This window comes from Actinacidiphila glaucinigra, from assembly GCF_035918135.1.
Lineage (GTDB): Bacteria > Actinomycetota > Actinomycetes > Streptomycetales > Streptomycetaceae > Actinacidiphila > Actinacidiphila glaucinigra.
The window spans coordinates 4470849-4491240 of record NZ_CP109144.1; the positions used below are offsets into that span (position 1 = coordinate 4470849).

The 20392-nt window shown below is 73.4% G+C and carries 21 protein-coding genes and 1 tRNA gene; 16 read left to right on the forward strand and 6 right to left on the reverse strand.

What is annotated here, in order from left to right; translation table 11 throughout:
- Positions 1-119 precede the first annotated feature (119 nt).
- The 3 genes from OIE69_RS19925 to OIE69_RS19935 are packed head-to-tail and all read left to right on the forward strand — an operon-like array spanning position 120 to position 4080.
- Positions 120-812, forward strand: coding sequence for a FadR/GntR family transcriptional regulator (locus OIE69_RS19925; protein WP_326573354.1), 693 nt, complete (start codon positions 120-122; stop codon positions 810-812).
- A complete protein-coding gene (locus OIE69_RS19930; RefSeq protein ID WP_326573356.1) occupies positions 809-2221 on the forward strand; it encodes a hypothetical protein in 1413 nt (470 codons plus the stop codon). Before OIE69_RS19925 ends, OIE69_RS19930 begins: the two co-directional genes overlap by 4 nt.
- A complete protein-coding gene (locus tag OIE69_RS19935) occupies positions 2218-4080 on the forward strand; it encodes a GMC family oxidoreductase (RefSeq protein WP_326573358.1) in 1863 nt (620 codons plus the stop codon). Before OIE69_RS19930 ends, OIE69_RS19935 begins: the two co-directional genes overlap by 4 nt.
- Positions 4081-4083: 3 nt before the next feature.
- On the opposite strand, the gene OIE69_RS19940 is transcribed toward OIE69_RS19935, so the two are convergent.
- Positions 4084-4506: a PaaI family thioesterase gene (locus OIE69_RS19940; protein WP_326573360.1), complete on the reverse strand. Its 423-nt coding sequence runs from the start codon at positions 4504-4506 to the stop codon at positions 4084-4086.
- Positions 4507-4516: 10 nt separating this feature from the next.
- Positions 4517-6196 (reverse strand): aa3-type cytochrome oxidase subunit I, encoded by a 1680-nt coding sequence (gene ctaD, locus OIE69_RS19945; RefSeq protein ID WP_326573362.1) that lies wholly within the window; start codon positions 6194-6196, stop codon positions 4517-4519.
- Between the two features lie 95 nt (positions 6197-6291).
- Here ctaD and OIE69_RS19950 point away from each other — a divergent pair, with 95 nt between their 5' ends.
- Positions 6292-6834 carry a sigma-70 family RNA polymerase sigma factor gene (locus OIE69_RS19950; RefSeq protein ID WP_326573364.1) on the forward strand — a complete coding sequence of 181 codons (543 nt, stop codon included), beginning with the start codon at positions 6292-6294 and terminating at the stop codon, positions 6832-6834.
- Positions 6831-7871 (forward strand): CU044_5270 family protein, encoded by a 1041-nt coding sequence (locus OIE69_RS19955; RefSeq protein ID WP_326573366.1) that lies wholly within the window; start codon positions 6831-6833, stop codon positions 7869-7871. The genes OIE69_RS19950 and OIE69_RS19955 overlap by 4 nt, the downstream gene beginning before the upstream one ends.
- A 234-nt stretch (positions 7872-8105) precedes the next feature.
- Here the strand turns inward: OIE69_RS19955 and OIE69_RS19960 are convergent, their stop codons facing one another.
- Positions 8106-10343 (reverse strand): family 2 encapsulin nanocompartment cargo protein terpene cyclase, encoded by a 2238-nt coding sequence (locus tag OIE69_RS19960; RefSeq protein WP_326573368.1) that lies wholly within the window; start codon positions 10341-10343, stop codon positions 8106-8108.
- A gap of 130 nt (positions 10344-10473) precedes the next feature.
- On the reverse strand, positions 10474-10899 hold the full coding sequence (locus OIE69_RS19965; RefSeq protein ID WP_326573370.1) for a DUF7144 family membrane protein: 426 nt from the start codon (positions 10897-10899) through the stop codon (positions 10474-10476).
- A gap of 142 nt (positions 10900-11041) precedes the next feature.
- Between OIE69_RS19965 and OIE69_RS19970 the strand changes: the two genes are divergently transcribed.
- On the forward strand, positions 11042-11638 hold the full coding sequence (locus tag OIE69_RS19970; protein ID WP_326573372.1) for an HhH-GPD-type base excision DNA repair protein: 597 nt from the start codon (positions 11042-11044) through the stop codon (positions 11636-11638).
- Positions 11639-11640: 2 nt separating this feature from the next.
- Here the strand turns inward: OIE69_RS19970 and OIE69_RS19975 are convergent, their stop codons facing one another.
- Positions 11641-13191, reverse strand: coding sequence for a helicase HerA-like domain-containing protein (locus OIE69_RS19975; protein WP_326573374.1), 1551 nt, complete (start codon positions 13189-13191; stop codon positions 11641-11643).
- A 97-nt stretch (positions 13192-13288) separates the two neighbouring features.
- Between OIE69_RS19975 and OIE69_RS19980 the strand changes: the two genes are divergently transcribed.
- Positions 13289-13585, forward strand: a complete 297-nt coding sequence (locus OIE69_RS19980; RefSeq protein ID WP_018558273.1) for a type II toxin-antitoxin system VapB family antitoxin — start codon at positions 13289-13291, stop codon at positions 13583-13585.
- A 132-nt stretch (positions 13586-13717) separates the two neighbouring features.
- A complete protein-coding gene (locus OIE69_RS19985) occupies positions 13718-14395 on the forward strand; it encodes a LytR C-terminal domain-containing protein (RefSeq protein WP_326573378.1) in 678 nt (225 codons plus the stop codon).
- An 84-nt stretch (positions 14396-14479) separates the two neighbouring features.
- Here OIE69_RS19985 and upp read toward each other — a convergent pair whose 3' ends face one another.
- The gene (gene upp, locus OIE69_RS19990; protein ID WP_026250827.1) at positions 14480-15115 is read right to left on the reverse strand and encodes a uracil phosphoribosyltransferase; all 636 of its coding nucleotides are present in this window, start codon (positions 15113-15115) and stop codon (positions 14480-14482) included.
- Between the two features lie 145 nt (positions 15116-15260).
- Here upp and OIE69_RS19995 point away from each other — a divergent pair, with 145 nt between their 5' ends.
- The 8 genes from OIE69_RS19995 (at position 15261) to OIE69_RS20030 (ending at position 20375) form a co-directional block, all read left to right on the forward strand.
- Positions 15261-15470 (forward strand): hypothetical protein, encoded by a 210-nt coding sequence (locus OIE69_RS19995; protein ID WP_089225334.1) that lies wholly within the window; start codon positions 15261-15263, stop codon positions 15468-15470.
- A gap of 221 nt (positions 15471-15691) precedes the next feature.
- Positions 15692-16234 carry a tRNA adenosine deaminase-associated protein gene (locus OIE69_RS20000; RefSeq protein ID WP_326573383.1) on the forward strand — a complete coding sequence of 181 codons (543 nt, stop codon included), beginning with the start codon at positions 15692-15694 and terminating at the stop codon, positions 16232-16234.
- Positions 16235-16272: 38 nt separating this feature from the next.
- Positions 16273-16728: a tRNA adenosine(34) deaminase TadA gene (gene tadA, locus OIE69_RS20005; RefSeq protein ID WP_326573386.1), complete on the forward strand. Its 456-nt coding sequence runs from the start codon at positions 16273-16275 to the stop codon at positions 16726-16728.
- Between the two features lie 10 nt (positions 16729-16738).
- Positions 16739-16825: transfer RNA gene (locus OIE69_RS20010), tRNA-Ser, on the forward strand.
- 918 nt (positions 16826-17743) lie between these two features.
- A complete protein-coding gene (locus tag OIE69_RS20015; RefSeq protein ID WP_018558266.1) occupies positions 17744-17908 on the forward strand; it encodes a hypothetical protein in 165 nt (54 codons plus the stop codon).
- Positions 17909-17939: 31 nt separating this feature from the next.
- Positions 17940-18236 (forward strand): Dabb family protein, encoded by a 297-nt coding sequence (locus OIE69_RS20020; RefSeq protein ID WP_089225338.1) that lies wholly within the window; start codon positions 17940-17942, stop codon positions 18234-18236.
- Positions 18237-18397: 161 nt separating this feature from the next.
- On the forward strand, positions 18398-19303 hold the full coding sequence (locus OIE69_RS20025; RefSeq protein WP_326573389.1) for an RNA polymerase sigma factor SigF: 906 nt from the start codon (positions 18398-18400) through the stop codon (positions 19301-19303).
- 169 nt (positions 19304-19472) lie between these two features.
- Entirely contained in the window at positions 19473-20375 is a 903-nt protein-coding gene (locus OIE69_RS20030; protein WP_326573391.1) for an RNA polymerase sigma factor SigF, read from the forward strand.
- Positions 20376-20392 lie beyond the last annotated feature (17 nt).

The following is a 20392-nucleotide window of genomic DNA, read 5'->3' on the forward strand; positions in this document are numbered from 1 at the left end:
GCGGCGACCGGACGGCGGGTGCCGCGCGGCCGGGTGGGTGACGGCCGCAGCGGGGGCGGGTCTTGACGGTGCGTCGGCTCATTGGTTGAGTGGCTCATCCACTGAACCATGGAGGTGTGATGGAAGCGCTGCCGCGCACGTCGATCGTGGACGTCCTGGAGGACCGCATCCGCGAGGAGATCCTCACCGGCCGCCGCCCCGCGGGGAGCCTGCTGCCGCCCGAACGCACGCTGGCCGAGGGGTACGGCGTCACCCGCACCACCCTCAAGCACGCCTTCGGGCGGCTGGTGCAGGCCGGGCTGCTGGAGACCCGGCACGGCGTCGGGACCCGGGTCCGGGACTACGAGCGCCTCGGCGGCGCCGACCTGCTGCCCATGCTCGTCCGGCACGACGCCCGCTGGCTCTCCGAGATCTTCGAGGTGCGGCGCGGGGTGGGCGCCCTGATCGCCGGCGCCGCGGCGAACCGGGCGGGCGGCGCCGCACGGCCCCGGCTGCGGGAGCTGGTGGAGGCCGTACGCACGGCCGGGGGCCCGGACGCGGTGCAGCTCGCGGACGCCGAGGTGCACCGGGCCCTGGCCCGCGCCACCGGCAACCGTGTCTACGTGCTCCTCACGAACACCCTCTTCAACGCCTACCTGCCGATGCGCCGGCACCTCGCGGGCCCCTTCCAGGACGCGGAGGAGGCGTACGCGCGCCTGGAACCGGTGGTCGCCGCGGTGGAGGAGGGCGACGGCGCGGCCGCCCGCGCGGCGGCGGAGGCGTACCTGGCGGCGACCGAGGAGATCATGCGCGAGGGGCTGAGGTCCCGGTGAGCGCGGCACGGGGGACGGTCTTCGCCGAGACCATGACGGGCACCGTGCGGCTGCGCGGCGAGGACCGGGAGCGGCCGGTGCGGCTGGAGCTGACGGCGCGCAGCGAGGACCTGCTGCTGCCGCACCGTACGACCGCGGCCCTCGTCACCGGACGGCTGCGCGTCGCGGGCCGCGCCGACACCGCCGTCACCGGCACGCTGGAGGTGTCGCCGCTGGCCCGGCGGCGCATCCACTACCGGCTGGAGTGCGAACTCGACGGCGGACGCTGCCTGCTGGAGGGCTGGAAGTCCGTCACCCCGCGGCGGCCGCTGGCCTCGATGACCACGCTGCCCTTCACCCTCACCACCGGGGACGGCCCGGAGCCGGCCGGCACGGGCATCCTGCGCTTCCGCACGGCGGCCTCGCTCCTGCCGTTCCTGGCGAGCTTCCGCTTCCCTCGCCGGGACGACCCCCGGGCGCAGTGGGCACCGCGCTGGGACGGCACGGCGGGCCGCACCGAGGTCTGGTACACCACGGCCACCGACCCGGCGACGGGCACCGGGCTGTGGCTCCACCACGAACTCGTCGCCCCCGCCGACGGCTCCCCCGCCTTCGCCCACGGCTGGGCCGCCGTCTTCCCCCCGAAGGGCGACGGCCCCGTCGAGCACGCCCGCTTCGGCCCGCTGCCCTGGGGTCCGGCGACGGGCGCCGAGGGCTTCACGGCGGACGGGGTCGAGGCCGTGCCCGGCCGGCTGCGCGGCACGGCCGGAGAGCTCTCCTGGGACCTCGCCGAGGACGCCGGCGGCGAGCGGCCGCTGTACACCTTCCCGCGCTGGTCGTGGCGGCACCCGCTGCTGCCCGCCGCGCAGATCGTGCCGTCGCCCCGCGCCCGGTACACCGGCACCGTCCGCCACGGCACGTCCGAACTCGCGCTGCGCGCCGCGCCCGGCGCCTCGGCCCGCATCTACGGCCACGGCAACGCCCGGCGCTGGGCGTGGCTGCACGCCGACCTCGGCGGCGGGGACGTGCTGGAGGTCGTCGCCGCGGTCTCCACCCGCCCGGGCCTGGACCGGCTGCCGCCGCTGGTCTTCCTCCGGCTGCGCAAGGACGGCCGCGACTGGCCGCGCGGCGGTCTGCGTCCGGCCCTGGGGCGCGCCGGGCATGGCCGCTTCACCGCCGACATCGGCCTGCCGCGCTGGACGGTGACGGGCCGCGCGGGCGGGCGGCGGATCGCCGTACGGGTCGACCAGCCGGCCGAGCGCACCCTCGCCCTCGACTACGCCGACCCCGACGGCTCCCCCGCCGTGTGCCGCAACAGCGAGACCGCCGACGCCCATGTGCTGCTGGAGCGCCGGGGCCGCGGCGGCTGGCGCACCGAGGCGGAGTGGACGCTCTCCGGCACCGCCCACGCCGAAGTGGGCGACCGGTGAGCGCGGCCGTCCGCGGCCTGGTCGCCGCGCTGCTCGCCGACGCGGGCGACGGCGGCTGGCCCGCGGGTGTGCCGCGCCGGCTGGAAGGCCTGCTGGCGGCGATGCCCGCGCGGACCCGGCACGGCTTTCGCGCCGCGGCGGCCGCGGTGGACGCCTACGCGGCGGCGCGCACCGGGCGGCGGCTGGACCGGCTGGCCCCGGGGGAGCGGGAACGGGTGCTTTCGGGGCTCGCCGCACGGCCCGCGCTGCTGCCCCTGCTCGACGTGGTGAAGGTGCCGGTGCTGCTGGCGGCGGGCACCGAGCGGCTGCTGGCGGAGCCGCCCCGCGCCGCGGCGCCCCCGGCCCCGCAGGACCCGCCGCTGGACTGCGTCCCCGCCGGCGAGTGGCCGGACCGCTCCCGTGCGGACGCCGTCGTCGTCGGCTCGGGGGCCGGCGGGGCGATGGCGGCGCGCACCCTGGCCCGCGCGGGCCTGCGGGTGGTCGTGCTGGAGGAGGGGCGGCGGCACACCACGGCGGAGTTCGGACGGCGGGCCCCGCTCGACCGGTTCGCCGAGCTGTACCGCGACGGCGGCGCGACCGTCGCGCTCGGCAACCCCCCGATGGTCGTGCCGACCGGGCGCGCCGTCGGCGGCACGACCGTCGTCAACTCCGGTACCTGCTACCGCACTCCGGACCGGGTGCTGGCCCGGTGGCGCGAGGAGTACGGGCTCGGGGACGTCGCGGACCCGGCGGCCTTCGGCGCGTACCTGGACGAGGTGGAGCGCACCCTGCGGGTGGCCCGTCAGCCGCGCGACGTGCTCGGCCGCAACGGCACTCTCGCCCTGCTCGGCGCGGACGGACTCGGCTGGCGGGCCGCGCCCCTGCGGCGCAACGCCCCCGGGTGCCGCGGCTCGTGCCAGTGCGTGGTGGGCTGCCCGTCCGGGGCGAAGCAGAGCGTCCAGCTGTCGGTGCTGCCGCAGGCGTGCGCGGCCGGGGCCCGGATCGTCACCGGGGCGCACGTCCGGCGGGTGCTGACCGAGCCCGACCGGCCCGGCGGCCCGCGCGCCTGCGGCGTGGCGGTACGGCGCCCGGACGGCAGCGAACTGGAGATCCTCAGCCCGCTGGTCGTGGTGGCTGCCGGCGCGCTGCGCACTCCCCCGCTGCTGCGCCGTTCCGGCCTCGGCGGGCACCCGCGGACCGGCCGCAACCTGGCCGTGCACCCCGCCACCAGCGTCGCCGGACGGTTCGCCGAGCCGGTCGCGGACGGCGGCCCGGCGGTGCTGCAGAGCGTCGGCGTGGAGGAGCTGCTCGAGGACGGCATCCTCGTCGAGGCGACCGCGCCGCCGCCCGGCATGGGCTCGTTCGTGCTGCCGGGCGTCGGCCGGGAGCTGCGCGCGGAACTGGAGGACTCCGGACGGCTGGCCACCCTCGGCGCGATGATCGCGGACCGGCCCGGCGGACGCGTCCTCGGCCGCGAGGGCGCCCTGCTCCGCTACGACCTCGACCCGCGCGACGGCCGCCGTCTGCTGCGCGCCGTCCGCGCGATGGGCGACCTGCTCTTCGCCGCCGGGGCCGAGGAGGTCCTCACCGGCGTCCCCGCCGCCCCGCGGGCCCGTACCCGGCGGGAGTTCGCGGCGGCCCTGGAGGGGGTCACGGCACGGCAGCTGCACCTGTCGGCCTTCCACCCCACGGGGACGGTGGCGCTCGGCGCGGACCCGCAGGTGGCGCCCGCCGACACCGCGGGCCGACTGCGCGGTGTCCACGGGGTGCTGATCGCCGACGCCTCGGCGCTGCCCAGCTGCCCCGAGGTGAACCCGCAGCTCAGCATCATGGCGCTGGCCCTGGCGGTCGGCGAGGGCGCGGTGCGGGCGGCCGGCTGAGGGTCAGCCGGTCCGGAGGACCGCGCAGGTCGTCGTGCCGTGGGCGTAGGGCTTCCCGTCGGCCGTGCCGGTCACCCGCGCCTCGGCGGTGGCCGTCGTCCGTCCGACGTGGAGCGCCACTCCCCCGCAGCGCAGCGTGGCCGCGACGGGGAGCACCGGCCGGATCAGGTGCACCCCCAACTGCACGGTGGTGTACGCGGATCCGGCCGGGAGCCGGCCCATCACGGCGGAGCCGAGAGCGGAGTCCAGCAGAGTGGCGAGGAAGCCGCCGTGGACCGTGCCCATCGGGTTGAGCAGGTGGTCCCCGGGGTCGCCCTCGAAGACCGCCCGCCCGGTCATCTCCAGGAGCTCGGCGGTGGGTTCGGGGCGCGGCTCCCAGGTGTGGGTGCGCGAGCGGGTGGCGGTGGCGGCCTCGTACGTCGTCATGGCACCGACGCTAGGCGTCGGACCGGGTCGCCGGGAGTGGCGCATCCGGCAGCTTGGACACCGGCCCCGACGCCGCTCCGGGCACGGCGGACACGGCGTGGCGCAGGTCGAAGGCCGGCGACTCGGACCGGATGCGCGGCAGGGAGAGGAAGTTGTGCCGCGGCGGCGGGCAGCTCGTCGCCCACTCCAGGGAACGGCCCCAGCCCCAGGGGTCGTCGGTGCCGACCGGCTCCCCGTACTTGGCCGTCCTCCACACGTTGTAGAGGAACGGCAGGATCGACAGCCCCAGCAGGAAGGAGCTGACCGTCGAGACGGTGTTGAGCGTGGTGAAGCCGTCCGCCGCCAGATAGTCCGGGACGCGCCGCAGCATGCCCTGCGTGCCCAGCCAGTGCTGGACGAGGAAGGTGCCGTGGAAGCCGACGAACAGCGTCCAGAAGGTGATCTTGCCCAGGCGCTCGTCGAGCATCTTGCCGGTGAACTTCGGCCACCAGAAGTGCAGCCCGGAGAACATGGCGAAGACGACCGTTCCGAAGACGACGTAGTGGAAGTGCGCCACGACGAAGTAGGAGTCGGAGACCTGGAAGTCCAGCGGCGCGGACGCCAGGATCACCCCGGTGAGCCCGCCGAAGACGAAGGTCACGAGGAAGCCGGTCGCCCAGAGCATCGGCGTCTCGAAGCTCAGCGAGCCCTTCCACATCGTGCCGATCCAGTTGAAGACCTTCACCCCGGTCGGCACCGCGATGAGCAGCGTCATGAAGGAGAAGAAGGGCAGCAGCACACCGCCGGTGACGTACATGTGGTGCGCCCAGACGGTCGCCGACAGCCCGGCGATGGAGATCGTCGCCGCGATCAGGCCGGTGTAGCCGAACATGGGCTTGCGTGAGAAGACCGGTATGACCTCGCTGACGATCCCGAAGAAGGGCAGCGCGATGATGTAGACCTCGGGGTGGCCGAAGAACCAGAACAGGTGCTGCCACAGCAGCGCCCCGCCGTTCGCCGGGTCGAAGATGTGCGCCCCGAACTTCCGGTCCAGCTCCAGCGCGAGGAGCGCCGCCGCCAGCACCGGGAAGGCCATCACCACCAGTACTCCGGTGAGCAGGACGTTCCAGGTGAAGATCGGCATCCGGAACATCGTCATGCCGGGGGCGCGCATGCAGATGATCGTGGTGATGAGGTTGACCGCGCCGAGGATGGTCCCGAAGCCGGACAGCGCCAGCCCCATGATCCACAGGTCGCCGCCCACGCCCGGTGAGTGCACCGCGCTCGACAGCGGTGCGTAGGCGAACCAGCCGAAGTCCGCCGCGCCCTGCGGGGTGAGGAAACCGCCCACCGCGATCAGCGAGCCGAACAGGTAGAGCCAGTACGCGAGCATGTTGAGCCGGGGGAACGCGACGTCCGGTGCGCCGATCTGCAGCGGCATGATCCAGTTCGCGAAACCGGAGAACAGCGGGGTCGCGAACATCAGCAGCATGATGGTGCCGTGCATCGTGAACAGCTGGTTGAACTGCTCGTTCGACATGACCTGCAGCCCCGGACGGGCGAGTTCCGCGCGCATCAGCAGGGCCATCACCCCGCCCCCGCAGAAGAAGGCGAACGCCGTACCGAGGTAGAGCGTGCCGATGGCCTTGTGGTCGGTCGTGGTCAGCCAGGCCACGGCGGACGCGGTGCGTCGCGGGAACGTGAGACTCATGCCCGGTAGGTGTCCGGGCCCGGCCGCGGCGTCACCCGGAGAACATCACATCGGCGGGGTGTGATGATCGGTCCCATGGCGGACACCAAGCGGTCATGAGCACGGACGAGACGCAGTCACAGGCGTTCGCCGCTGCCTACCGCGAGCACTACTGGGCGGTCAGCCGCTACGTCGCCCGGCGGACGGCCGGGCGGACGGCGTACGACGAGGTGGAGGAAGTGGTGGCGGAGGTGTTCGCCGTCGCCTGGCGGCGCCGCGCCGAGCACCCCTCGTACTCGCTGCCCTGGCTGTACGGCGTCGCCCGCAACTGCCTGGCGAACAGCGTGCGCGGGCAGGGGCGGCGGCGCAGGCTGCTGGACCGGATCGGGAACCACGAGACGGCCCACGGCACGCACCTGGTCCCGAGCCCGGGCACCGACGCTGCCGGCTCCTGGGTGCACGAGGCGCTCGGCCGGCTCGCGGCGGCCGACCAGGAGGTGCTGCGGCTGACCGCCTGGGAGGAGCTGGACGTCGGGGAGCTGGCGGTGGCCCTCGGCTGCGGGCGCTCCGCGGCCGCCATGCGCCTGCACCGGGCGCGCCGCAGACTCCGCGAGCAGATCGACCGCATGGGGATGACCGTGACCCAGGAGGGGCCATGACCGACGAGCCGGAGCTGGAGCTGCTGCGCCGGTCCGATCCCGTGCCGGCCGGTGATCCGCGCTGGCGCGACCGCCCGCTGGACGCCCGGACCGAACTCGGGCTGCGGCGGCTGCTGGCCGCCGAAACGGCGTCCGAAGCGGCGTCCGAAGCGGCTGCCGCGTCCGCGCCCCGCCGGACCGCGCGCCGGCTGGGCGGCCTCGTCACGGGCCTGGCCGCGGTCGCGGCGGCCGTGGTGGCCGTCCTGGTCCTCGTGCTGTCCGGGGCCGGCACCACCCCGGCGGTCGCCGCCCCCGTCGCGCTGCGTCCGCTGGCAGGTTCGCCGGAGGTCCCGCTGGCCGACGTGGCCGGGGCGGCGCGCGAGGCGGCGGCACAGGGCGGCGGCACGGGCACCCGCCGCGGGAGCCACGTGATGATGTGGAGCATGGGCATGGAGTCGGGCCCGGGCGCCCGCCCGCCCGTGACCCTGCCCGAGGAGCACCTCACCCGCTGGAACGCCGACGGCAGCGGCACCGAACTGGTCGTCGCCACCGACCCGCGGCACCCCGGGGAGCCGGTGATCAGCGACTCCGGCGGCGCCCCGCGCACCGTCGCCGACGGCGAGGTGCTGCACCGCGCCGCGTACCCGCCGGGCACCCTCCCCCCGTACGGCCGGTCCGGGACCGAGCCCCCGGACTCCGCGAAGCAACTGCGGGCGTACCTGTCCCAGGTGTACGGCTGCGCCTGCGCCGGCACCCCGGAACTGGTGGACGCGCTGGCCTCGCTGCTGCAGGACTGGACGCCGGGGCCCGCCGGCACCGCCGCGGTCGACGAGCTCCTCGCCGCCGCCCCCGGCCTGCGGCCTGCCGGTGCCGTCACCGACCGGCTGGGCAGGCGCGGCCAGGCCTACGTCCACGACGCCGCCGGGCTGCGCCGCATGCTCGTCCTCGACCCGGCCGACGGGCGCGTCCTGGGCATCGAGGAGACGTACACGCAGGACCGGCCCGAATACCGGGTGAAGGCCGGCGACGTCATGTCGTACCAGGCCTGGATGGACTGACGGCGGCCCGCCGGCCGAGCGGCGAAGGAGCGGAAGGCCTCGTCCGTGTCGGGCGGGGTCGCGCCGTCGCCCGGGGCCGGGGCGGTCCCGACCCGGACGGAACCACGCACGGCGGCCCGCGCTGGCCGCCCCTCGTCCACAAGCCGCCCACCGCGGGCCGAACCCACCCCCGCGCGGCGGCACGGCGGAGGGCAGGGGGGCGCGCGCCCCCCACCCCCCGCCCCGCCCCCGGGGTCAGCGCGCGGCCGGCACCGCCAGGCGCGCCGCCGACGTGCCCAACCCGGTCGGCCCGGCGGTCAGCCGGGCGCCGACGCCCCCCACCGGGCGGCGCAGTTCCGCCTCGTCGTAGCGGCGACAGCCGCGGTGCCAGGTAAGGATGCCCGCGAGCCAGTTCTGCAGCTCGCGCACATAGCCGTCCAGCACGGCCCGCGCGTCCGCGCCGAGGGCGAAGTCCTCGTACAGGACGGGGAGTTCGTTCTCGGCGACGTGCTGGAACTGCCGCATCCGCCCGGTCATCAGGTCGTGGACGACAGCGAGCGAGGCCTGTTCGTCGCAGTCGAAGAAGTTCTGCACGACCAGCAGGGCGTTGTGGATCTCGCCCTCGTACTCGATCTCCTTCCGGTACGAGAAGACGTCGTTCATCAGGCAGGCGTAGTCGGCCGCGGAGTTCTCCAGCGACCGCATCGGCCCGCTGCGGTAGACCTCCTCCGGCACCCCCTTGCCGTGCCCCAGCCGGCACAGGCTCATCGTCAGGTCGGAACCGAAGGTGTGGCGGCGCATCTCCAGGTAGTCGACCGGGTCGGGGATGCGGTTCTGCGCCGCGTTGGCCAGCTCCCACTGCCAACTCGCCGTCATGTTCTCGACGGCGGTGCGGAAGCGGCGCCGCGTCTGCGGTTCCATCGTCCCGGCCGTCCGCGTCCACAGGTCGGCCAGACTCCGTTCCAAAGCGGTGACCGGGGCCGGAGCCGGGGTGCCGTCGACCGGCATGAAGGCCGACAGCCGCTCGTTGGCCGCGCGGGCGCCGGCCAGATCGCGGGTGCGGCCGTACACGGCGGGGAAGTAGTCGTCGGCGTAGGTGCCCCAGGTGAGCCAGCCCGAGGTGAGGTCCAGCCCCTCGGGCGTCGCGTCGGGGTGGATGCCGGCGGCGCACAGCGGGAAGTCGAAGGCGACCAGCTTGTGCTCGTCCCACACGTGGGAGTGCGGGACCCCGGGCTGCGGCAGCAGCAGGCCCATCCGGTGCGCCCAGTCGACGACATGGCGCCGGGACGCGTCCAGGTGCGGGCTGAGCGTGGCCGGGAAGGGCATGAGGAAGTCGGGCAGCGGGATCGGCCCGGCGCTCCGCGGCGCGTGGGTGAACCCGCGGACGCGGGCCGCCTCGGCGCGGCCGGTGGTCCGTACGGTGCCCGCCGACAGCCCGAGCCCGCCGGGCAGCGCGAACGGCGACCACCCGGCCTCCGCCGCCCCGGCCCCGGCCCCCGCTCCGCCGCCGTTCATGTAGCGGCTGGAGCGCATGTGCCACTCGTGGCCGCCGGACTGCCAGTCCTGCAGACCCTTGACGTACGCCAGTACCCGCGCGCACTGCACCGGGTCGAGCGCGTGCTCGGCGAAGAGCGGCGGCAGCTCGGTGAGCGCGGTGTTCTCGAACTGCTGCAGCCGGGAGGTCAGCAGGTCGTTGACCGACTCGGCGGCCTCCTGCGTCGTGCAGCCGAGGAAGGTCTCCAGCACCAGCACGCCGTTGCTGAGCTCGCCCTCCTCCTCGGTCTCCCGCTGGTACGAGAAGAGGTCGTTGCGCAGGTGCACCGCGTCGGAGAAGGCGTCCCGCAGCACGAGCAGCGGCCGCGCCCCGGCGACGGCGGCCGGTACCTCCGCCCCGGCGGCGTACTCCACCAGCCCCGCCGACCAGGGCGCGCCGCCGACCTTGCGGCGCATCTCGATGTACTCCACCGGGTTGGGCACCCGGCCCGCGTTGATGTTGGACAGCTCCCACAGGGACTCGTTGAGCAGGTGCTCGGTGCTCTCGGCGAAACGCCTGCGCCAGTCCGTGGACATCGCCGGCACCGTGCGCGCCCACAGGTCGGCGAGGCCCGCCTCCACCGGGTTCCGGGGCTCGGGCACGCCCTGCTCCAGGTCCATCGGCATGAAGGCCGGCAGCCGGTCCAGGTACGCCTTGCCGCCCTCGCGGTCCTGCGTGCGCTTGAACGCCTCCAGGAAGTGGTCGTCGAAGAAGAAGACCCACACGTACCAGTCCGTCACCAGGGACAGGGCCGGCCCGGAGCAGTCCGGGTGCGTGTACGCGCACAGCAGCGCGTAGTCGTGCGAGTCGAGGTCGCCGGTGTCCCAGATGCCCGAGCCCTCGAGCATCCCCATATCCCGCGCCCACCTCCGGGAGTGCTCCCGGGCCTGCTCCACATGGGGGTTGAGTCGCGCGGGGTGCGGCAGGTAGAAGTCGGGCAGTTCAAATGGCTGCGTCACTCGTTCAGCGCTACCCGGGGCCACGGGCGCTATCCGGCATGACGGGCAACCCATACGAACGGGTGAAAACACCCGGGAAACGCCCGAGGGCCGGCCCGTACGCCGGGCCGGCCCCTGTCGTCCGCGGACGTCAGGCCCGCCTGGGGTGCTCCCCCCAGCTCCTGCACAGCGCCCAGATGACGAAGACGTCGAAGGCGATGACGATGATCGCCCACACCGGCGTGTACGGCATCCACGCGAAGTTCACGATGATGTTGAACGCCGCCAGGGCGACACCGGCGACCCGGGCCCAGTCGGGGGCGTTCTGGAGCAGAGCGGCGCCGACCACGATGACCAGCACGCCGAGCACGAGGTGGATCCAGCCCCAGGCCGTCAGGTTGAACTTGAAGACGTAGTCGCCGAGCCGGACCCAGATGTCGTCCTGGGCGATCGCCGAGATGCCCTCGAAGATCATCACGACACCGGAGACGATGAGCAGCACCCCGGCGAAGGTGGTACCCCCCGACGCCAGCCCCGAGTGAGGGCGCTCGGTGACCGGCTGTGTCTGCTGGCTCATGAGATGGCTCCCGTCCCTCGCTGCCCGGGCTCGCTGCCCGGACACTCCACACGGTCCGCCCGGCCGGTCGGTACGGCCATCCGCGCTGCGCCGTCAGGGTGACCCGCGGGCGGCAAACCCCGGCAGGCGAGATCATCGGTGCATGGCAACGACACTCCACCTCGCCCAGCAGCCCGAGGCCGACGCCCTGCTCTCCCGCAGTCCGCTGGCGGCCCTGGTCGGCATGCTGCTCGACCAGCAGATCCCCATGGAATGGGCCTTCTCCGGCCCCTGGACCATCGCGCAGCGCATGGGCCGCGACGACCTCGACTGCGGGGAGATCGCGGCCTACGACCCCGAGGCCTTCTCCGAGCTGCTCTCGCAGAAGCCCGCCGTCCACCGCTACCCGGGATCGATGGCCAAGCGGGTCCAGCAGCTGTGCCAGTACCTCGTCGAGCACTACGACGGCGACGCCGGGGCGGTCTGGCGCGACGTCTCCGACGGCCGCGAGCTGCTGGCCAGGCTCAACGAGCTGCCCGGCTTCGGGAAGCAGAAGGCGCAGATCTTCCTTGCGCTGCTGGGCAAGCAGCTCGGCGTGACGCCGGAGGGATGGCGCGAGGCGGCGGGCGCCTACGGGGAGCGGGACTCCCACCGGTCGGTGGCCGACATCACCGGGCCGGAGTCGCTGGACAAGGTGCGGGCCTTCAAGCAGGAGCAGAAGCGGGCCGCCAAGGAGGCGAAGGCCGCGAAGGGGTCCTGACCCTACCGCCGGCGGCGTTTGGACGTGCCGAAGAGGGACCGGGTGATCTCCCGCCCGATCTGGGTGCCGATGGAGCGGGCCAGCGACTGGAAGACCCCGCTGCCCATCACCTGCTCCACCATCCCCGTGTCCTCCTGCGGCCGCTCCCTGCGCCCGCGGCCGGCAGGGCCCGGCGCGGACGGCCGCGCGGGAGCCGGCGCCGGCCGTCCGGCCAGCCGCTCGTACGCCGACTCCCGGTCCACCGCCTGCGCGTAGCGCCCGTAGAGCGGCGAGTCCCCGATCGCCGCGTCCATCGCCGCCGGGTCGGCGGGACCCATCAGCGACCGCGGTGCCCGCAGCCGCACCGCGGCGACCGGGGTGGGGGCGCCGTCCTCGTCGAGGACGGTGACCACGGCCTCGCCGGTGCCGAGCCCGGTGAGCAGTTCCTCCAGGTCGTACGGCGAGGTGGGGAAGGTGCGCACCGTCGCCTTGAGCGCCTTGGCGTCCTCCGGGGTGAAGGCGCGCAGCGCGTGCTGCACCCGGTTGCCCAGCTGGCCGAGCACCTCGGAGGGAACGTCCTTCGGGGTCTGCGTCACGAAGAAGATGCCGACGCCCTTGGAGCGGATCAGCCGCACGGTCTGCGTGATGGCCTCCAGGAAGGCCTTGCTCGCCCCGGTGAAGAGCAGGTGCGCCTCGTCGAAGAAGAACACCAGCTTGGGCCGGTCCAGGTCGCCGACCTCGGGCAGTTCCTCGAAGAGGTCGGCCAGCAGCCACATGAGGAAGGTGGAGAAGAGCTGCGGCCGGTCCTGCACGGCGGGCAGCTCCAGCACGGAGACGACGCCCCGCCCGTCGCCGCCGCTCCGCAGCAGTTCGGCGGTGTCGAACTCCGGCTCGCCGAAGAAGGCCCCCGCCCCCTGTGCCTCGAAGGCCGTCAGCGACCGCAGGATCACCCCGGCCGTCGCCGGCGAGACCCCGCCGATCCCCTTCAGCTCCGGCTTGCCCTCGTCGGAGGTGAGGAAGGTGGCCACCGCCCGCAGGTCCTTCAGGTCCAGCAGCTCCAGGCCCTTGGTGTCGGCGTAGTGGAAGATCAGGCCGAGCGACTGCTCCTGCGTGGTGTTGAGCCCCAGCACCTTGGACAGCAGCACGGGACCGAAGCTCGTCACCGTGGCCCGCAGCGGGATGCCCCGGCCCATGCCGCCGAGGGCGTAGAACTCGGCGGGGCAGCCGGCCGGGCTCCAGTCCTGCCCCACCTCGGCGGCCCGGCGGGCGACGCGGTCGCCGGGCACGCCCGGGGCACAGATGCCGGAGACGTCGCCCTTGACGTCGGCAAGGAAGACCGGCACGCCCTGCGCGGAGAGCTGTTCCGCGACGAGTTGGAGCGTCTTGGTCTTGCCGGTTCCGGTGGCGCCCGCGACGAGGCCGTGCCGGTTGAGCACCGCCAGCGGGACGCGCACGGGCACCTCGGGCAGTGCCCGGTCCTCCCACAGCAGGGCGCCGAGTTCGAGGGCCGGACCGGTGAAGGCGTACCCCTCGGCGATGGCCCGGGCGGCGCCGGGTGGGCTCGGCGTGGTCATGGGCTGCTCCGCTGCTCCCGCTATCACCGTATTTGCCCACCATCGCACTCCTGCGCCGTTGCTGCGCCCGTACGCCCTTGCCCGGTAGGCTTTCCGTGTGATCTTCAAGCGCATCGGAAACGGGCGGCCGTACCCCGACCACGGCCGGAAAAGCACCCGTGAATGGGCGGACGTCGCCCCACGTCCGGTACGCCTCGACCAGTTGGTCACCACCAAGGGGCAACTCGACCTGGAGACACTCCTCGCCGAGGACTCGACCTTCTACGGGGACCTGTTCGCGCACGTCGTGAAATGGCGGGGCGACCTCTACCTGGAGGACGGGCTGCACCGGGCCGTGCGCGCGGCGCTGCAGCAACGCCAGGTGCTGCACGCCCGGGTACTGGAGATGGACTGACCTCCGGACCGCTCAGCCGGGCCCGCCGCCGCGGGGGACGCCTTCGCCCTTTCGGGTTCAACTCCCCCCCATTGGCCCCGATTGGTTGATCGTTTAGTAGGCCCGGCCGCCCGATCGCACTACGCTGCGCACATGAGCATGCTGACGCCCCCGGGCATGGGCGGAAAGTACCGGGTCACCGGGAACCAGTACCCGCGGATGCGCCGCCCCCGGAGCAAGGTGCGCATCGTCGCGGTCGTCGTGACGACCGTCGCCGTGGTCGGCCTCGCCGGCTGGGGCACGCTCCAACTGGTCGACGTCTTCGGCGGCAAGTCCACGCCGGCGAAGAACACGGCCGCCCAGGCCGAGAACGCCGCCAAGCAGCGCACCTGCAAGGCCGCGGCCGCCCCGGGCTCCGCCTCGGCGGCACCCACCGCCTTCCCGGAACCCGGGGAGGTGACGATCAACGTGTACAACGCCACCGCCAAGGGCGGCCTGGCCAAGGACACCGCCGACGAGTTCGCCGCGCGCGGCTTCAAGGTGGGCACCTTCGGCAACGCCGACCCCGAGTACGACCGCAAGGTGAAGGTGGCCGCGCTGCTGATCGGCGGCCACGGGCCCAAGGCCGAGGCCGCGATGAAGCTGGTCGGCGCCCAGGTCAAGGGCACCACCACGCTGAAGCCCGCGGCCGCCGGCTCCAAGCGCCCCACCGGCACGGTGGACGTCATGCTCGGCAAGGGCTTCACCAAGCTCTCCGGCGACAAGGCCGTCGAGAAGGCCCTCGCCGCCCTGGCCCGCCCGAGCGCGGCGCCGAGCGCCGGAACCTGCTAGCCCGGCGGCACGACCGTACGACGGAACCGGCCGCCGGGGCGTCAGGCCCCGGCGGCCGGTTCCGTGCGTCGTGGGACGGCGGCGTCAGCCGGCCGTGCCGTAGAGGCGGTCGCCCGCGTCGCCCAGGCCCGGGACGATGTAGCCCTGCTCGTTGAGGTGGTCGTCGACCGCCGCGGTGACGACGGTGACCGGCTTGCCCGCCAGCGCGAGTTCCATCGCCTCGACGCCCTCCGGCGAGGCGAGCAGCACCACGGCCGTCACGTCGTCGGCGCCCCGCTCGATCAGCAGGTCGATCGCGGCGATCAGCGTGCCGCCGGTGGCCAGCATCGGGTCCAGGACGTACACCTGCCGCCCCGACAGGTCCTCCGGCATCCGGGTGGCGTAGGTCTTCGCCTCCAGGGTCTCCTCGTCGCGGATCATGCCGAGGAAGCCGACCTCCGCGGTCGGCAGGAGGCGCACCAGGCCCTCCAGCATCCCGAGGCCGGCCCGCAGGATCGGCACGACCAGCGGACGCGGGTGTGACAGGCGCACGCCCGTGGTGTCCGCGACGGGCGTGCTGATGTCCACCTGCTCGGTGCGCACGTCACGGGTCGCCTCGTAGGCGAGCAGGGTGACCAGCTCGTCGGCCAGCCGACGGAAGGTCGGCGAGTCGGTGCGCTCGTCGCGCAGGGTGGTGAGTTTGTGCGCCACCAGGGGGTGGTCGACGACGTGGATCCGCATGTCCACGACTCTAACGTTCGGCCTGTGCACCGGCCTGCCCGGTCCGTGCCGCCGTTCAGGCTTCGAACCACCCGAGAGGGGGAATGCGTGCACGTACGCCCGGACTGTCCCGGCCGGGCACGTGGATCCCTAGGGGTGGTGCCCCATGACGGAGCGCGGCAGCGACGGCGCCGGCGCGGACGACACGGGCGAGGCCCGTACGCAGCAGGAGCGCGACGCCGAACGCCGACGGCGGCGCGCCATGTTCCTGCGCGAGCTGAACGAGGCCAAGGAACTCCGTGACCGCGTCCAGCCGCGCCGGGCACGCGCGGCACGCGCGCGCCAGCAGATGCGGATGCGAACGTTCCGCTGGTAGTCCCCAGGTCGGCACAATGCCGCCACCTGGCGGGCGCCGACGGGGTCCCCGCAGGCCGCCGCGCGGAAAAAAGCCGGAAGGCCTGGCACGCGGCACGCGCGGAAGACCCTTCGCAAAGCCGAGGTTTCTGCCACGATGCCGAGTGTGGGCGGGGACCTGCGCCGGAACATTCGGCCCCCGCCCGTAAGTCCGGACGGCCTGAGACCTGTGGGAGAGTCACGGTGTACTTCGCCGCACTGCTCGCGCGCACCGAGGACGGTTGGGAAGCGCGCGAGACCGATCTCGACGATGTGGAAACCCTCGCCGACCTGACCGACTTGGCCCGGGCGGCTTCAGCCGGGGAGGATACGGTCCTGGTCTTCATCGAACAGGAGGACGCCTGGTTCGGCGTCGTCCGTGTCGACGGTGAGGAGGACCCGCGGATCTACGTGTCCGACGCCGCCACGGCGGCGCGGAGCTCGTACGGGGAGATCCTGCTCACCGACGAACTGCTGGGGCGCGACCCCGAGGACCTGGACGAGATCGTCGACCTCGACGGCACCGAGGAAGGTGACGCCGACGACCTCGACGACGACGTGGTGCCCGGCCCGACGGAGGTGCACGTCCCCGTGGGCCCGCTCGGGGACGCCGAGCTCCTCTCGGACTTCGGCATGAGCGACAAGGAGCTGCTGGCCCTCAGCGGCGACGGCGCGCTGACCGGGGAGGCGCTCGGGGAGATCGCCGACTCGCTGGGCTGCGCCGACGTGCTGGAGGCGGTCCGCTGACCGGGACCGACCCGCTGCGCGACCCCTGGGTCTCCCCGATGCGGCTCGCCCTCGAGGAGGCCCGTCTCGCCCCGCGCACCGGCGACGTGCCGGTGGGCGCGGTCGTGCTGTCCCCGCAGGGCACGGTCATCGGCCGTGGCCGCAACGAGCGCGAGGCGGTCGGCGACCCGACCGCCCACGCGGAGGTGCTCGCCGTCCGCGAGGCCGCGAAGGCGCTCGGGGAGTGGCGGCTGACGGGCTGCACGCTGGTGGTGACCCTGGAGCCCTGCACCATGTGCGCGGGGGCCGTCGTCGCCTCCCGGCTCGAGCGCGTCGTCTACGGCGCCACGGACGAGAAGGCCGGGGCGGCGGGCTCGCTGTGGGACCTCGTCCGCGACCGCCGGCTCAACCACCGTCCGGAGGTGATCCACGGCGTGCTCGCCGAGGAGTGCGGTGAGCTCCTCACCCGCTTCTTCCGGACAAAGGATTTCGGAGCACACCCGGACGTCCGCTAAGCTCTGTCTCGGTAGCGTGTCCGAGCGGCCTAAGGAGCACGCCTCGAAAGCGTGTGAGGGGGCAACTCCTCCGTGGGTTCAAATCCCACCGCTACCGCTCTGAGCTGGTGAGGGGCGGCACCCGGGAACTTCCGGGTGCCGCCCCTCGTCCGTGTGTCTCGTGTCCGGCCCCGATGCTCCGGGTGGCGTGCTGGTACCGCCGCCGCATCGCGCCCCTCCCTCCGTCCAAGCGCTGGACGGCCGTCTCCGGCATCGGCTCCCGACCCGAGGTGGGCGCCCACCGCTTCCCTTGTGCCGGCAGGACAGCGATGACGATCGCCGGATCACCCTCGCCGGGCTCACCGCCGACCGCCTCGCGTTGCGGCCCGGGCGACGGTCCGATGCCCCCTTCCCCGGGCGGCAGCGTCAAGGGAGCGATCGGGCAACTCGGCCCCGACGCTGACGTGCAGCTCATCGCCTTCGGAGCGGTCGTGCCGGCCCCAGCCGGCGTCAACCGCGGTGACCGCCCCGGACGCCGCGTCACCGGCCCCGAAAGCGGGTGAGGGGGCGACTCCTTGGTGGGCTCGCCCCACCGCCACCGCGCTGAGCCGAGGTTGGCCACGCAGCCCCTGTTGACGGTGACCGCGCCGGGCGGCGAGACCTTGACCGGACCGTCGGGCCAGGGGCCCCCGCCCCCGAGGCCGACGCCGAGTGCGTCAGTCGCCCGCCGCACCCCCTGCCCGTACCGAATGAACGTGCGAGCGAACCCGCCCTGGCCGCGGGGGTTCCCGGGGCGGGGCTCGAAAGCGCGTGAGGGGGCGATTCCTCCGTCGGCTCGGAGCCCGCCGCCACCGCCGCGAGTGACGGCCCCCCGTGGCGCCGGACCCCTCCGGACCGGGCGTTCTCGGCGTTTTCCGGCCTTCCGGACCGGCTGTGGCGAGCGTCACACGCAGAGCGGGACGAGGTCGTGGATCACCCGTAAGGAGGCCTTCCGTCACCCGGTCTGATTGGGCCATCCGGTGGATACACTCCAGCCATGGCGCAGGCGAAGAAAATCACCATGTACGTCATCGTGGCTTTCGTGCTCTATACGATCGTGACGTCGCCGGCCCGCGCAGCCGATCTCGTGCAGATAGGCTTCCAGGGCATATCGGACGCCGCCAAGGGCGTCGGGGAGTTCATGACCGCGCTGGTCAACTGACCGGCCGGGAGCCGGTGAGGAGCACAGCACCGTGATACGCCATCTGGTCCTTTTCAAGCTCGACGCGGGCGTCGAACGCGACGACCCCCGGGTCGTGGCCGGCGTCGACGCCTTCGAGCGGCTCGGCGGGCAGATCCCCGAGCTGGCCTCCTGGGAACTGGGCTGGAACATCTCGGACCGCCCGATCGCCTACGACTTCGCGATCAACTCCTCGGTGGCGGACGCCGCCGCACTCAAGACGTATCTGGAGCACCCCGCGCACCAGGCCGGGGTGGCGCTGTGGCGCGAGTTCTCCACCTGGGTGGTCGCCGACTACGTGTTCGAGTGACCCCCCGCGGCGGCCCCTCGGGCCCCGCTCCTGACGCACAGCCCTCCGCCCGCCGGGCGGAGGGCTTTTTCATTGAGGGCCGCGCCTCACTTGCACACAGTCCACATGAATTGTGATGCTATGACCGCTTTTGCCGGATGAGTGGACCGATGAGGAGTGGCATGTCCGTGTCGGCCCGACCCGCGTCACCATCGACCTCCGGAGACGGCAGCGGGACCGGCACGACGACCGGCAGCGGCGGGACCGGCACGACGACCGGCAGGACGACCGGCCACAGCAGCGGCAGGGGGAGCACCAACAGCAACGCGATCGAGGCGCGGGCGCTGACGCAGGTGCTGTTCGAGCAGCTTTCGGGGCTGGAGCCGGGCACCCCGGAGCACTCCCGGGTCAGGGCCGCCCTCATCGAGGTGAACCTGCCGCTGGTGCGCTACGCGGCGGCACGCTTCCGCAGCCGCAACGAGCCGATGGAGGACGTCGTCCAGGTCGGCACGATCGGGCTGATCAACGCCATCGACCGCTTCGACCCGGAACGCGGGGTGCAGTTCCCGACCTTCGCGATGCCGACCGTCGTCGGCGAGATCAAACGTTACTTCAGGGACAACGTCCGCACCGTCCACGTCCCGCGCCGGCTGCACGAGCTGTGGGTCCAGGTCAGCGGCGCCATCGAGGACCTGACGGTGGCCCACGGGCGCACCCCCACCACCGCGGAGATCGCCGAGCGGCTGAAACTCTCCGAGGACGAGGTGCTGGCCTGTCTCGAGGCCGGGCGGGCGTACCACGCCACGTCCCTGGAGGCGGCCCAGGAGGGCGGCGACGGGGCGCCCGGGCTGCTGGACCGGCTCGGCTACGAGGACCCGGCCCTGACCGGCGTGGAGCACCGGGACCTGGTGCGGCACCTGCTGGTGCAGCTCCCCGAGCGGGAACGGCGGATCCTGCTGCTGCGCTACTTCGGGAATCTGACGCAATCACAGATCAGTGCCGAGCTCGGGGTTTCGCAGATGCATGTGTCCCGGCTGCTCTCGCGCAGCTTCGCCCGGCTCCGATCCGCAAACCAGCTCGAATCGTAACCCTTGAGGACTACCCACCCCCTGAGAAATAAGTCGACATGGCGCTACAGCGCGTTGCCGACATGTGACATTCTGCGGGAACTGCGTTTGTCGCGGTCCGGCCTCCGGTATTCCAGTGGAGGAACGAACCGTCGCCCGCGACACCCGTCCGCGACCTCAAGGGGGTGGCATGTCCGTAGAAGTGGGCAGTCCGAAGGTGCTGAACACCGAAGCGCCGCACGATGCTCCTGACGGCAAGGCCATCGACACCGCCGGCACCGCCGTCGCCGACACCACCGCCGTCGACCGCACGATCGAGGCCATCGACACGAGCGTCGACACCCGCACGCTCTCCCGCTCGCTGTTCCTGCGGCTCGCCGAGCTGCCGGACGACAGCCCGGAGCGGGCGTACGTACGGGACACGCTCATCGAACTGAACCTGCCGCTCGTGCGCTACGCGGCGGCACGCTTCCGCAGCCGCAACGAGCCGATGGAGGACATCGTCCAGGTCGGCACGATCGGGCTGATCAAGGCGATCGACCGCTTCGACTGCAACCGCGGCGTGGAATTCCCCACCTTCGCGATGCCCACGATCGTCGGCGAGGTGAAGCGCTTCTTCCGCGACACCTCGTGGTCGGTGCGAGTGCCGCGCCGACTGCAGGAACTGCGGCTGGCACTGACCAAGACCAGCGACGAGCTGGCCCAGCGGCTGGACCGCTCGCCCACCGTCTCCGAACTCGCGGCGGCGCTGGGCGTCTCCGAGGAGGACGTGGTCGACGGCCTCGCGGTCGGGAACGCGTACACCGCGAGCTCGCTGGACTCCCCGCCCCCGGAGGACGACGGCGGCGAGGGCTCGCTGGCCGACCGGCTCGGCTACGAGGACACCGCGCTGGAGGGCGTGGAGTACCGCGAGTCGCTCAAGCCGCTGCTCGCCCAGCTGCCCGCCCGGGAGCGGCGCATCATCATGCTCCGCTTCTTCGCCAACATGACGCAGTCGCAGATCGGCGAGGAGGTCGGCATCTCCCAGATGCACGTCTCCCGGCTGCTGACCCGGACCCTGGCGCAGCTGCGCGAGGGCCTGACCGCCGAGTAGTAGGGGCGCGGACCGGC